This window comes from Streptococcus sp. DD04, assembly GCF_001578725.1.
Classification (GTDB): Bacteria; Bacillota; Bacilli; order Lactobacillales; family Streptococcaceae; genus Streptococcus; species Streptococcus sinensis.
Genome location: NZ_KQ968980.1, coordinates 1 through 15,121, shown reverse-complemented (window position 1 = coordinate 15,121; position 15,121 = coordinate 1). Strand labels below are relative to the sequence as shown.

Sequence of the window (15,121 nt, the reverse complement as noted above, 5' to 3'; positions counted from 1 at the left end):
CAATGTCACATTCTAGTCAATTACTTTATATTGGGAGCGGTTGGTGATGGAAAGTGAAGTGAAAAAGAACCTGAAACTTTTTATCTCAGGTTCTTTTTCACTTCACTTTCCCTATAAGAATGGTGGCTGCAATGGTCACTTGTGTGAGGTCAGTCCAGTCTATTTGGTCTTGCTCGACGTGAAAGAGGAGTGGTGTCATCGCTAAAAGAGCTGCCCGGCTTTCGGAAGTCAGGGAGTGGCTGGACTCGACGTTGACCTCGGAGATAATATCGAAATGCTCTTGGAAATGCTGAATGACTTCTTGGTTAGAGTAATCCTTTTTGCTGAGTTGCGCAGCAGCCTTTTGGCGAATTTCCTGAAGATGTCGCTCAGTGGGGATGACTTTGATGAGGAGGGCACTGTCAGACATGACCCGCTGAAATTCCTGATAATTGGCTGGGGAAAAGATATCTAAAATGATGTCCATGCTGGCATCTTGTAGCGGTAGCTTGGCTAAATCTCCAACGAACCAATTGACTGCTAAACTACTGTCGCTTTTGGCTGCCAACTGGACGGAATCTTTTGAAATATCGAAAGCATAGAGCGTCTTATCTGGGAAGTGCTCTTGGATCTTTCTAGTGTAGTAGCCTTCGCCACATCCAACATCGAGGACAGTCTTGAGAGTTGGCTCTTCCTTTAATATCTGGAGGAGGCTGTCTAGGATTTGCTGGTAAAATCCCGCTTCTAAAATCAACTGCCGATTTTGAAAACTGGCCTTATCGTAGTCTTTGGGCTGCTTGATTTGAGGTGCCAGATTGACATAGCCAAACTTGGCCAAGTCATAAGAATGACGATGTCGGCATTTGAGGCTGTTTTCCATCAGCTGCAGCTCTTCCTTGCAGATGGGACAGGCAAAGGCAGTCGCAGTAGCAAAGCGCTGGAGTTTGGGTTTGAGGTTTTTATTCATAGTTTAAGTGTATCAAAAGAGACAAGTGAAAGCAACTTTAGGAGTAAGTAGATGGGAGATTCAGTAGAAATAAAACTAATTCTCCAATTTATAAAATGAAATTGCTTTTATATCTAAATTTCTATATAATAATGATAAGGAGGAAATAAGTATGTTAAAAGAAGTATTAACCGTTGCAAAAGTTGCGAAAAAATCTTCACTATTTTTGGGTGGTGTCGCATTTGGTACCCTTGGTTTGAAAATCTTAGCAAGTAAGGAAGCTAAAAAAGGTTATTCTAAAGCTTTGGCTAAGGCTTACAAGTTGAAAGATGAGCTAGATGCATCTGTTTCTGTTGTGAAGCAACATGGAGACGATGTTTTGCAAGATGCTAAATATTTGTATGAGCAAGAGAAAAAAGAAGAGCAATTAGATAGCCTTATAGGAGAATAATATGTCTTTTAAAGTGCTATATAGAGGATATCAACATATCCGACTATCATCTTCTTTTTCACTCACCTTGGATATTCAAGACTATCTTCATTCCTTGGCGAGAGATGAGAAGGGAATTGAGTCTATCCAGTTTTACATGGATCAACAGCGCTTTACCCTACGTATAAAAGAAGGCTTCTCTGTATTAGACAATGCAGAAGCCTTTTTAAAAAGAATTGATAAAGGGAAAGTTTCTGAGTTGATGACTCTTCCTGTTCGTAGAGAAGAGAGTGCCTATTCTATCGTTTCAGGTGCAGCGATTAAGCGTGTGCTTTTTCGTAGTCTTGTGCCGTCTCCTATTCGCTATATATGGACTTGTTATCAGGCTTTTGGCTATGTTAAAGAAGCCTATCAAACACTAGCGCGTAAGGAACTAACGATGGAAGTCTTGGACTGTTCGGCTATTTTATTGTCTTTGTTTATGAACCAATCCAAGACTGCCAGCAACATCATGTTTATGCTTGATTTGGGGAATCATTTAGATCAGTGGTCTTTGAAAAAAACTGCAACAGATTTAGAACAGAGTCTTCTTGCAAAAGAGAGCGATGTATTCTTAGTACAGGGCGATACGGTCGTTAGTATCAAGAGTTCCGATGTTCAAATAGGAGATGTCTTGGTCCTATCTCAAGGAAATGAAATTCTGTTTGATGGACAAGTAGTTTCAGGTTTAGGTATGGTCAACGAAAGTTCCTTGACGGGAGAGAGTTTTCCAGTTGAAAAAAGAGAGTCTGATTTGGTTTGTGCAAACACAGTCTTGGAGACTGGGGAGCTACGCATTCGTGTAGCCGATAATCAGATGAACAGCCGTATTTTACAGCTGATTGAGTTGATGAAGAAATCTGAAGAAAACAAGAAAACTAAACAACGCTATTTCATCAAGATGGCAGATAAGGTCGTCAAATATAATTTCTTGGGGGCTGGTCTGACTTACCTATTAACAGGTTCTTTTTCTAAGTCTATTTCTTTCCTATTGGTCGATTTCTCCTGCGCTTTGAAAATCTCTACTCCTGTAGCTTATTTGACAGCTATCAAGGAGGGGTTGAACCGTGAAATGGTGATTAAGGATGGAGATGTTCTAGAGAAATATCTGGAAGTTGATACTTTCTTGTTTGATAAGACAGGAACAATCACAACTAGCTATCCTATAGTTGAAAAGGTGTTACCTTTTGGGGATTATAGCGAGGAAGATATTCTCAGAATCAGTGCCTGTCTTGAGGAACACATTTATCATCCTATTGCTAATGCCATTGTCAAGCAAGCTGAGATAGAGGGAATTGAACATGAGGAAATGCATGGGAAACTCCAATATATTGCAAGCAAGGGAATTAAGTCACATATTGATGGCCAACTAGTTGTTATTGGGAATTATGTCTTGATGCAGGATGAGCAGATTCATATTAGTTTGGAACAACATGCTTTGATTGAAGAGTACAAGAATCACTACAATCTCTTATTCTTAGCCTACCAGAATGAATTGATTGGAATGTTCTGCATTCATACTCCTTTGAGAAAAGAAGCTAAGGCAGCCTTGGAGAAACTTAAGGAACAAGGGAAAAAATTGATTCTGGCAACAGGGGACACCCTAGTTAGGACAGAGGAATTAGTCAAAGATTTGCCGTTTGATCAGGTCTATACAGACTTGAAACCTGATGGGAAATTTGAGTTAGTAGAGGAACTGCAGAAAGCAGGTCATACTATTTTGATGGTTGGAGATGGGTTGAATGACTCAGCGGCTCTAACCCTATCAGATATCGGTGTGGTGATGAATGAGAGCGCAGATATTTCTAAGCAGATGAGTGATATCTTATTGTTAGATAATCGCTTGGATTTCTTCCAAGAGTTGGATTCGCTATCATCTTCTTTGCAAATACTCATCAAGAAGAATATTCAAGATACCATTGTCGTAAATAGTAGTTTGATTGGCTTTGGCTTGTTTAATTGGCTCAGTCCTTCAAATCTCTCTATCTTACATAATCTAACAACCTTACGCATTGTCCTACGCAGTCTGTCTATTAAGGCTAGATAGGTGTGGTTATCAACAACAAAAAGGAGTTACCTTACTCGAGGTTAACTCCTTTGTTTATAGATAAATGTTGAATAGTTTAGTAGGTCAATACGAAGTATTTCTTCTTACCACGGCGGATAACAGTGAGTTCGTTTTCAAGCTTATCTGCATCACTCAAGACATAGTCAAGATCTTGGATACGGTCGCCGTTGACATAGATAGCGCCGTTTTGGACGTCTTCACGGGCTTGGCGTTTTGAATTCACCACGCCAGATGATACGAGGATTTCCACGATGTTGTGGTTTTCGTCTGCTTGTACTTGATAGTTTGGCACGCCACGAAGTCCTTGTTTGAGTTCTTTGACAGAAAGTTTTTTGATATTTCCAGCAAAGAGTTGCTCGGTAATATTGAGGGCTTCCTTGTAAGCTTCTTCTCCATGAACTAAGGTCACGACTTCGCGAGCGAGGCTCTTCTGAGCCAAGCGTTCATGCGGTGCCGCTTCGAACTGCTGGCGGATTTCTTCAATCTCATCAAGTGACAAGAAAGTAAAGATCTTCAAGAAGCGGACTGCATCAGCGTCCATAACGTTCATCCAGAATTGGTACATTTCGTATGGAGAAGTCTTGTCAGCATTAAGCCAAACTGCATTTCCTTCTGATTTGCCGAATTTTTTACCAGTTGCATCAGTGATAAGGGGAACAGTGATGACGTGGCCTGTCTTATCCGCTTTGCGACGCATAAGCTCAGTGCCGGCGGTCATATTGCCCCATTGGTCAGAGCCGCCGATTTGCAGGGTTACATTGTAATCTTGGTTAAGGACAAAGAAGTCGTAACCTTGCATAATTTGGTAAGCAAACTCGGTATAAGAAATTCCTGTTTCAATCCGTTTTTTCACGGATTCCTTGCTCATCATGTAGTTGACAGTGAAGTATTTGCCGACATCACGCAGGAAGTCAATGAAGCTAATGCTGCCAAACCAGTCGTAGTTGTTGACCATGACAGCCTTGTTTTCGCCGTTTTCAAAGTCAAGAAAGCGAGAAAGTTGTCCTTGGATAGACTGAACCCAGCCATCAACGGTTTCCTTGGTTTGCAGGCTACGTTCTGCATCTTTAAAGGATGGGTCGCCAATCAAACCCGTTGCACCGCCGACGAGGGCGTAAGGCTTATGGCCGGCTAACTGTAAGCGACGGCTGGTCAAAATAGCCACCAAGTGACCTAAGTGAAGACTGTCTGCTGTTGGATCGTATCCAGTATAATAAGAGACTTGCCCTTCTTCTAAGGCTTTACGCAAAGCTTCTTCATCAGTCGTCTGAAAAATCAAACCACGTTCTTGCAGCTCATCAAAAATGTGCATATCTGTCTCTCCTTTTCTAAAATAGCAAAGATTTTTCCCTTGCTCAATTATTTTTTTGTTTTATCCCTCTATTTTATCACAAACCCGATAAATAGCAATGACTAGTCAAAAAATAATTGGTCTAAAAGCGCTAGAATTAGGTATTTCTTGATATAAACTGCTAATGTTTGTTATAATAGTCAAGAAGGAGAATCTATGTTGAAACAAGTAATGGAAAAATTAACGCTGTTTTGGAAGCAGTTCAAACAATTTTTAAGAAAAACATATTTTGCAGAAACAAATGAGAAGGAACGCTGGGGCTTGGAGGATATAGCTGCTCTTATTTTGCGAACTCTCAAATTGTTGGTGAATGTGGCTTTCGTCTTTATTCTTTTTGGGATGGTTTTAGGAGCAGGAATCGGGGTCGGCTATGGAGCCAGTCTCTTTAGCAAAACAGAAGTTCCTAATAAGGAAGAACTTCTCCAGCAAGTTTATAATATTTCTGGCATTTCGAAACTGACCTATTCAGACGGTAGTTTGATTTCAGAGATAGATAATGATTTGCTGCGGATTCCAGTTGAAAGTGGAGCGATTTCAGATAATGTCAAGAAAGCCGTGATTGCGACGGAAGACGAAAATTTTGAAAGCCATAATGGCGTTGTTCCCAAGGCGGTGCTTCGGGCGACATTGGGTTCGGTTGTAGGCGTTGGCTCGTCTAGTGGTGGTTCTACGCTCACGCAGCAGCTGATTAAGCAGCAAGTCGTTGGTGATGCTCCGACTTTTAAACGAAAAGCAGCAGAAATCGTGGATGCTCTGGCTTTGGAACGCTATATGACCAAAGATGAAATTTTGACGACCTATTTGAACGTTTCGCCTTTTGGACGGAATAATAAAGGCCAGAATATTGCAGGAATCGAAGAAGCGGCCCAAGGGATTTTTGGTGTTTCGGCCAAAGATTTAACTGTTCCGCAGGCAGCTTTTATTGCAGGTTTGCCACAAAGTCCGATTGTTTATTCGCCTTATGCAGCTGATGGCAGCTTAAAAACTCCGGAGGACATGTCTCTTGGTTTAACGCGGGCTAAAAATGTTTTATACAATATGTACAGAACAGGGAAATTGAGCGAAGCGGAATATCAAGAATACCTCAATTATGATTTGACGAAGGATTTCAAACCCTCAGAAAGTGCGGAGAAATCTTCTCATGATTATCTATATTTCACTGCTTTTGAGGAAGCCCAAAAAGCCATGTATGATTATTTGATTCAACGAGACAATGTTTCGCAACAAGAGTTGAAAAACAATGCCACGGTTAAATCCTATCGCGAACTCGCAGCCAAAGAACTGAGAGAGGGTGGCTATACCATCACAACAACCATCAATAAGAGAATCTATGAAGCTATGCAAAACGCTGTTGTAAATTATGGCGGGGTGCTAGATGATGGGACAGGTACGATTGAAGTCGGGAATGTTTTGATGGATAATTTGACTGGTGCTGTTCTTGGGTTTGTCGGTGGTCGAGATTATTCAGCCAATCAAAATAATCATGCCTTTGATACAGAGCGTTCCCCTGGCTCTACTATTAAACCTATCTTGGCCTATGGTATTGCCATTGATCAGGGGATGATGGGCAGTGCCAGTGTCCTGTCCAACTATCCGACGAATTTCTCCAGTGGGGAGCCGATTATGCACGTGGATAGCCGTGGGACAGCTATGATGAATCTCCAAGAAGCTCTCAATACTTCATGGAATATCCCGGCTTATTGGACTTACCGCGCACTTCGTGAGAAGGGAGTCAACGTCCGAGGCTATATGGAAAAAATGGGCTACTATATTGATGACTACAGTATTGAGAGTCTGCCAATGGGTGGGGGAATTGAAGTTTCTGTTGCCCAGCATACCAATGGCTTCCAGACTTTGGCCAACAATGGAACCTACCACGAGAAGTATATGGTAGAGAAAATCACGGATAAAGATGGCAAAGTCGTTTATGAGCATAAGGCAAATCCTGTTCAGGTTTATTCACCTGCAGCTGCAACTATTATGCAAGACTTGATGCGCGGTGTTCTCAATTCTGGCGCGACCACTACCTTTAAATCACGAATCAGTCAAGTCAATGGAACACTGGCGGGAGCAGACTGGATTGGCAAGACAGGAACAACCAACAGCAACGGTGACATGTGGCTCATGCTATCAACTCCGAAAATGACACTAGGCGGCTGGATTGGTCACGATGATAACACATCAATGGCCGCCTTAACGGGTTATAATAACAATGCGGCTTATATGGCCTATATGGTTAATGCCATCTATGAAGCGGATCCAAATGCCTGGGGAGTTGGAGACCGATTTAATCTTGATTCTAGTGTGATTCACTCATCTGTTTTAAAAGCTACTGGTGAAAGACCGGGTACGGTTACGGTGAATGGACGCTCCATCACCCTAAGCGGTCCGACTGTTACAAGTTATTGGGCTAAAAATGGTGCTCCAATGACAAGCTATCGCTTTGGAATCGGAGCAACAGATTCCGACTATCAAAAAGCATGGTCCGCTATTTTGGGAGGTAGTACGTGGAATACTAATCGTAACACTCGTTAATTTATTACTTGGTGTGCTGAAAATAAATAGTAAGTACATTGATAAATAAATTTAGGCAAGGCGAGTTGAAACTCTTGAATTTTTACATAATTATGGTATAATGATACTAATAATTTGTCGTGTGCTTTATTTGAAATATTGTCCAATTAAAGCCTGCAGCAGTTAAATCAAACTTTAAATAAGTCAGATTTAGCTGCTCTTTTTGTGTCTATTTTTAGGAAAATAAATTGAGTAATGTAAATTTAAAGATTCTGAAAATTATGCAGAAAGGACTAATTGCAGCTGTCTTGGTGTACATCAAACGGCAAAACAAAAGGGTGCTACCCTTAACCACAATTAATGAGTGAACTTGAGAGTATTCAAAAGAAAGACAAACTATTTTCATTTACCTGAAAAAAGCTTATTAGCTAATTTCTCGAACTCTTAATTTTCTCATCATCTTTACAAAAAGGAGTTAGAAACTTGGCAGGACATGAAGTTCGATACGGGAAACACCGTACCCGTCGTAGTTTTTCGCGAATCAAGGAAGTTCTTGATTTGCCAAATTTGATTGAAATCCAAACGGATTCATTCCAAGATTTTTTGAATCATGGTTTGAAGGAAGTATTTGAAGATGTGCTTCCTATTTCAAACTTTACCGATACCATGGAATTGGAATTTGTCGGCTATGAAATCCGTGAGCCTAAGTACACGCTGGAAGAAGCCCGCATCCACGATGCCAGCTACTCAGCGCCAATCTTTGTGACCTTCCGCCTGATTAACAAGGAAACTGGTGAAATCAAGACTCAGGAAGTCTTCTTTGGCGACTTCCCGATCATGACTGAAATGGGGACCTTCATCATCAATGGTGGTGAACGGATTATCGTGTCCCAGCTGGTGCGTTCGCCAGGTGTTTATTTCAACGATAAGGTTGACAAAAACGGTAAAGTCGGTTACGGTTCAACCGTTATTCCTAACCGCGGAGCTTGGTTGGAGCTAGAAACAGACTCAAAAGATATTGCCTATACTCGTATTGACAGGACACGGAAAATTCCATTTACTACTTTGGTTCGTGCGCTTGGTTTCTCAGGTGATGATGAGATCTTGGACATCTTTGGTGACAGCGACTTGGTGCGCAATACCATTGAAAAAGACATCCACAAGAATCCAATGGACTCTCGTACAGATGAAGCTCTGAAAGAAATCTATGAGCGCCTGCGTCCAGGTGAGCCTAAGACGGCTGAAAGTTCACGTTCTCTCCTTGTGGCTCGTTTCTTTGATCCACATCGTTATGATTTGGCAGCAGTTGGTCGTTATAAGATTAACAAAAAACTCAACATCAAGAACCGCCTGCTTAATCAGACATTGGCAGAGCATCTGGTAGATGCTGAAACAGGGGAAATCCTTGTCGAAGCTGGTACAGTTATGACTCGCAATGTGATCGACAGCATTTCAGAGCAGCTGGACAGTGGCTTGAACAAAATCACTTATATTCCAAATGATTCGGCTGTTCTTCTTGAACCAGTTGAATTGCAGAAGTTTAAAGTTGTGGCTCCGACTGATCCAGAACGCGTTGTCACTATTATTGGTAACGCGAATCCGTCTGACAAGGTTCGGATTGTAACACCAGCTGATATCTTGGCTGAGATGAGCTATTTCCTCAATTTGGCAGAAGGCATCGGTCGCGTGGATGATATTGACCACTTGGGGAACCGTCGTATTCGTGCGGTTGGTGAGCTTTTGGCTAACCAAGTTCGTCTGGGACTTTCTCGGATGGAGCGTAACGTTCGCGAACGGATGAGCGTTCAGGACAATGAAGTGTTGACACCTCAACAAATCATCAACATCCGTCCAGTAACTGCAGCTATTAAAGAATTCTTTGGGTCTTCACAGTTGTCTCAGTTCATGGACCAACACAATCCGCTATCTGAGCTTTCTCACAAGCGTCGTCTGTCTGCCTTGGGACCCGGTGGTTTGACACGTGACCGCGCTGGATATGAAGTGCGGGACGTGCACTATACTCACTACGGTCGTATGTGTCCGATTGAAACGCCTGAAGGACCAAACATCGGTTTGATTAACAACTTGTCTTCTTATGGGCACCTTAACAAATATGGCTTTATTCAAACGCCTTACCGTAAGGTAGATCGTGAAGCTGGTGTGGTAACCAACGAAATTGTTTGGTTGACCGCTGACGAGGAAGATGAATTTATCGTAGCGCAGGCTAACTCTAAGCTGAATGAAAAAGGTGGCTTTGCAGAGCCTATCGTTATGGGACGCCACCAAGGTAATAACCAAGAATTCCCATCAGACCAAGTAGACTACATGGATGTATCGCCTAAGCAGGTAGTTGCCGTAGCGACAGCATGTATTCCTTTCTTGGAAAATGACGACTCCAACCGTGCCCTCATGGGTGCCAACATGCAACGTCAGGCTGTGCCTTTGATTGATCCAAAAGCGCCTTATGTTGGTACTGGTATGGAATACCAAGCTGCCCACGACTCTGGTGCAGCAGTTATTGCCCAGCATGATGGTAAGGTTACCTATGTGGATGCAGACAAGGTTGAAGTCCGCCGTGAAGATGGTTCTCTTGATGTTTACCAAATTCAAAAATTCCGCCGTTCTAATTCAGGAACTGCCTACAACCAACGTACCTTGGTGAAAGTTGGCGATGTCGTTGAAAAAGGCGACTTTATCGCTGACGGACCTTCTATGGAAAAGGGAGAAATGGCTCTGGGACAAAACCCAATCGTTGCCTACATGACATGGGAAGGTTACAACTTCGAGGATGCCGTTATCATGAGTGAGCGTCTGGTCAAAGACGATGTCTACACCTCTGTTCACTTGGAAGAATACGAATCAGAAACACGCGACACCAAGCTTGGCCCTGAAGAAATTACCCGTGAAATTCCAAACGTAGGGGAAGATGCCCTGCGCAATCTGGATGAAATGGGGATTATCCGCATTGGGGCGGAAGTCAAAGAAGGCGACATCCTAGTCGGGAAAGTCACTCCGAAGGGTGAAAAAGACCTTTCTGCTGAAGAGCGCCTGCTTCATGCCATCTTTGGTGACAAGTCTCGTGAAGTTCGTGATACCTCTCTGCGTGTGCCTCACGGTGCTGATGGTGTCGTTCGTGACGTGAAAATCTTTACCCGTGCTAATGGTGATGAGCTGCAATCTGGCGTTAATATGCTGGTTCGTGTCTACATCGCTCAAAAACGTAAGATCAAGGTCGGAGATAAGATGGCTGGTCGTCACGGAAACAAGGGGGTTGTATCCCGTATCGTTCCTGTGGAAGACATGCCTTACTTGCCAGACGGAACACCAGTTGATATCATGTTGAACCCACTCGGGGTACCATCTCGTATGAACATCGGTCAGGTTATGGAGCTTCACCTTGGTATGGCAGCCCGTAACTTGGGTATCCATATTGCGACGCCAGTCTTTGACGGAGCTAGCGCAGAAGACCTCTGGGATACTGTCCGCGAAGCTGGTATGGATAGTGATGCCAAGACCATTCTCTATGATGGTCGTACCGGTGAGCCGTTTGACAACCGTGTATCTGTCGGTGTCATGTACATGATCAAGCTCCACCACATGGTAGATGACAAACTCCATGCCCGCTCAGTAGGTCCTTACTCAATGGTTACCCAACAGCCGCTCGGAGGTAAAGCTCAGTTTGGTGGACAACGTTTTGGTGAGATGGAAGTTTGGGCCTTGGAAGCTTACGGTGCTTCTAACGTTCTGCAAGAAATCTTGACTTACAAGTCAGATGATGTCAACGGACGTTTGAAGGCTTATGAAGCTATTACCAAAGGAAAACCAATTCCAAAACCAGGTGTGCCAGAATCCTTCCGCGTTCTTGTCAAAGAATTGCAATCTCTTGGTCTGGACATGCGCGTTCTCGATGAAGATGACAATGAAGTGGAACTGCGTGACCTAGACGAAGGTGAAGATGATGATGTGATTCACGTTGACGATCTTGAAAAAGCGCGTGAAAAAGCAGCTCAAGAAGCGAAAGCAGCTTTTGAGGCTGAAGGAAAAGAATAAGAATTCACACTGATTAGAAAATGAAGAAAGGTAAGAAATAGTGGTTGATGTAAATCGTTTTAAAAGTATGCAAATCACCCTAGCTTCTCCGAATAAGGTTCGTTCATGGTCTTATGGGGAAGTGAAGAAACCTGAAACAATCAATTACCGAACCCTGAAACCAGAACGCGAAGGGCTTTTTGACGAAGTGATCTTCGGTCCAACCAAGGACTGGGAATGTGCCTGTGGCAAGTACAAACGGATTCGTTACAAAGGAATCGTCTGTGACCGCTGTGGTGTTGAAGTAACCCGCGCCAAGGTTCGTCGTGAGCGTATGGGCCACATTGAATTGAAGGCACCTGTTTCACATATTTGGTACTTTAAAGGAATTCCAAGCCGCATGGGTCTCACTTTGGATATGAGCCCACGTGCCCTGGAAGAAGTCATTTATTTTGCGGCTTATGTGGTGATTGATCCTAAAGATACACCGCTAGAGCACAAGTCAATCATGACGGAACGTGAGTACCGTGAACGTTTACGCGAGTACGGTGCAGGATCATTTGTAGCCAAAATGGGAGCAGAAGCTATTCAAGACCTCTTGAAACAAGTGGACTTGGAAGCTGAGATTGCTGTCCTCAAAGAAGAATTGAAAACTGCCTCAGGCCAAAAACGGGTTAAGGCTGTCCGTCGTTTGGATGTCTTGGATGCCTTCTACAAGTCTGGCAATAAGCCAGAATGGATGGTTCTTAACATCCTGCCGGTTATTCCGCCAGATTTGCGCCCGATGGTTCAGTTGGATGGTGGTCGTTTTGCGGCTTCTGACCTCAATGATCTCTATCGTCGGGTTATTAACCGGAACAACCGTTTGGCTCGTTTGTTGGAACTCAATGCCCCTGGTATCATCGTTCAAAATGAGAAGCGGATGCTTCAAGAAGCGGTTGATGCTTTGATTGATAACGGTCGCCGAGGCCGCCCGATTACTGGACCAGGCAGCCGTCCGCTCAAGTCTCTGAGCCACATGCTCAAAGGGAAACAAGGTCGTTTCCGTCAAAACTTGTTAGGTAAACGGGTTGACTTCTCAGGTCGTTCCGTTATCGCCGTTGGCCCTACGTTAAAAATGTATCAATGTGGTGTGCCACGTGAGATGGCGATTGAGCTCTTCAAGCCGTTTGTGATGCGGGAAATCGTTGCACGCGACATCGTGCAGAACGTAAAAGCTGCTAAACGCTTGGTGGAGCGTGGAGATGAGCGTATCTGGGATATTCTGGAAGAAGTCATCAAAGAACACCCAGTGCTTCTTAACCGCGCACCGACCCTTCACCGTTTGGGAATTCAGGCCTTTGAGCCAGTTCTGATTGACGGTAAAGCTCTTCGTTTGCATCCACTGGTCTGTGAAGCCTACAATGCCGACTTTGACGGCGACCAAATGGCTATCCACGTACCATTGTCAGAGGAAGCGCAGGCTGAAGCTCGTATCCTTATGCTGGCTGCTGAGCACATCTTGAATCCGAAAGACGGTAAGCCAGTTGTAACACCGTCTCAGGATATGGTCTTGGGGAACTACTACCTGACCATGGAAGAGGCTGGCCGCGAAGGCGAAGGTATGATTTTCAAGGATATGGATGAGGCGGTTATGGCCCTCCGTAATGGCTATGTTCACCTGCATACCCGTGTTGGTATCGCAACAGACAGTCTGAATAAGCCTTGGACAGAGGACCAAAAGCATAAGATTCTCATGACAACGGTAGGTAAGATTCTCTTTAACGACATCATGCCGGAAGAACTGCCTTATCTGCAAGAACCAACCAATGCCAACTTGACAGAAGGCGTACCAGCTAAATACTTCTTGGAGTCAGGTAAAGACATCAAGTCTGCCATTGAACCTCTAGAGCTAAATATTCCGTTCAAGAAGAAAAATCTAGGAAATATCATCGCTGAAATCTTCAAACGCTTCCGCACGACGGAAACATCTGCTCTGTTGGACCGCTTGAAAGACCTAGGTTACCACCATTCTACTCTGGCTGGTTTGACAGTGGGTATCGCTGATATCCCAGTTGTGGAAGACAAGGCAGAGATTATCGAAGAGTCTCACAAACGTGTCGGTCAAATCACCAAGCAATTCCGTCGCGGTATGATTACCGATGATGAGCGCTACAATGCAGTTACTGCTGAGTGGCGTGCTGCCCGTGAAAAACTGGAAAAACGTTTGGTTGCCAACCAAGATCCAAAGAACCCAATCGTTATGATGATGGACTCTGGAGCCCGGGGTAACATCTCTAACTTCTCCCAGTTGGCCGGTATGCGTGGTCTGATGGCGGCGCCAAACGGACGTATCATGGAGTTGCCAATCTTGTCTAACTTCCGTGAAGGTCTGTCTGTTTTGGAAATGTTCTTCTCTACCCACGGTGCTCGTAAGGGTATGACAGATACGGCCCTCAAGACAGCCGACTCAGGTTACCTGACTCGTCGTCTGGTTGACGTTGCCCAAGATGTGATTATCCGTGAAGACGACTGTGGTACAGACCGCGGCTTGCTTATCACTTCTATCACAGAAGGCAAGGAAATGATCGAGTCTCTGGAAGAACGTCTCAATGGTCGTTACACTAAGAAAACTGTTAAACATCCAGAAACTGGTGCTGTCATTATTGGTCCAAATGAATTGATTACCGAAGACAAGGCACGTGAGATTGTCAATGCTGGTGTTGAAGAAGTAACCATCCGCTCCGTCTTTACATGTAACACCCGCCATGGTGTCTGCCGTCACTGTTACGGTATCAACTTGGCGACTGGTGATGCGGTTGAAGTCGGTGAAGCAGTCGGAACTATCGCTGCTCAATCTATCGGGGAACCTGGTACACAGCTGACCATGCGTACCTTCCACACGGGTGGTGTTGCCTCTAATACCGATATCACTCAGGGTCTTCCTCGTGTCCAAGAAATTTTTGAAGCCCGCAATCCGAAAGGGGAAGCGGTCATCACAGAAGTCAAGGGTGAAGTTACTGCTATCGAAGAAGATGCTTCAACTCGTACCAAGAAAGTCTTTGTTACAGGTGCGACTGGTGAAGGTGAGTATGTGGTACCATTCACAGCCCGCATGAAGGTAGAAGTGGGCGACCAAGTTTCCCGCGGTGCTGCCTTGACCGAAGGTTCTATCCAACCGAAGCACTTGCTGGCTGTTCGTGATGTCTTGTCTGTTGAAACCTATCTGCTTGCTGAGGTACAAAAAGTTTACCGCAGCCAAGGGGTAGAAATCGGCGACAAACACATTGAGGTAATGGTTCGTCAGATGATCCGCAAGGTTCGTGTCATGGATCCGGGAGATACCGATCTTCTTATGGGAACTCTGATGGATATTACAGACTTTACAGATGCTAACCGTGATGTGGTTATCTCAGGCGGTGTGCCTGCGACAGCCCGTCCAGTCCTCATGGGAATCACCAAAGCTTCCCTAGAGACCAACAGCTTCCTGTCTGCAGCTTCCTTCCAGGAAACAACTCGTGTCCTGACAGATGCTGCTATCCGTGGTAAGAAAGACCATCTGCTCGGACTCAAGGAAAATGTTATCATCGGTAAGATTATCCCAGCTGGTACCGGTATGGCTCGTTACCGTAACTTGGAACCACAAGCAATCAATGAAGTTGAAATTATTGATGAAGTTGTGGAAATAGCAGAGACTGAAAAAGTTGAAACAAGCCTAGAATCATAAAGGGCTCTTTTCTACCATTTGTCAAGTCTATCAAGACTTTAAGTAAAAAAGGCTCTTTG

7 protein-coding genes are annotated in these 15,121 nt (G+C 44.1%); 5 read left to right on the top strand and 2 right to left on the bottom strand.

The annotated features are described in order from the left end of the window. Positions 1-97: 97 nt before the first annotated feature. Entirely contained in the window at positions 98-946 is an 849-nt protein-coding gene (locus STRDD04_RS08215) for a methyltransferase domain-containing protein (protein WP_062201421.1), read from the bottom strand. 151 nt (positions 947-1,097) lie between these two features. Here STRDD04_RS08215 and STRDD04_RS08210 point away from each other — a divergent pair, with 151 nt between their 5' ends. Together STRDD04_RS08210 and STRDD04_RS08205 are read left to right on the top strand one after the other, a co-directional pair. Further along, positions 1,098-1,376 (top strand): DUF6110 family protein, encoded by a 279-nt coding sequence (locus tag STRDD04_RS08210; RefSeq protein ID WP_000910909.1) that lies wholly within the window; start codon positions 1,098-1,100, stop codon positions 1,374-1,376. A gap of 1 nt (position 1,377) precedes the next feature. Further along, the gene (locus tag STRDD04_RS08205) at positions 1,378-3,441 is read left to right on the top strand and encodes a heavy metal translocating P-type ATPase (protein WP_062201419.1); all 2,064 of its coding nucleotides are present in this window, start codon (positions 1,378-1,380) and stop codon (positions 3,439-3,441) included. Positions 3,442-3,517: 76 nt separating this feature from the next. On the opposite strand, the gene tyrS is transcribed toward STRDD04_RS08205, so the two are convergent. Further along, positions 3,518-4,774, bottom strand: a complete 1,257-nt coding sequence (gene tyrS, locus STRDD04_RS08200) for a tyrosine--tRNA ligase (protein ID WP_062201418.1) — start codon at positions 4,772-4,774, stop codon at positions 3,518-3,520. A gap of 195 nt (positions 4,775-4,969) precedes the next feature. Here tyrS and pbp1b point away from each other — a divergent pair, with 195 nt between their 5' ends. From pbp1b to rpoC, 3 genes are all read left to right on the top strand, one after another. Continuing rightward, the gene (gene pbp1b / locus STRDD04_RS08195; protein ID WP_062201415.1) at positions 4,970-7,348 is read left to right on the top strand and encodes a penicillin-binding protein PBP1B; all 2,379 of its coding nucleotides are present in this window, start codon (positions 4,970-4,972) and stop codon (positions 7,346-7,348) included. Between the two features lie 462 nt (positions 7,349-7,810). Further along, entirely contained in the window at positions 7,811-11,377 is a 3,567-nt protein-coding gene (gene rpoB / locus STRDD04_RS08190) for a DNA-directed RNA polymerase subunit beta (protein WP_062201412.1), read from the top strand. 40 nt (positions 11,378-11,417) lie between these two features. Further along, a complete protein-coding gene (gene rpoC, locus STRDD04_RS08185; protein WP_062201410.1) occupies positions 11,418-15,062 on the top strand; it encodes a DNA-directed RNA polymerase subunit beta' in 3,645 nt (1,214 codons plus the stop codon). The last annotated feature ends 59 nt before the right edge of the window (positions 15,063-15,121 follow it).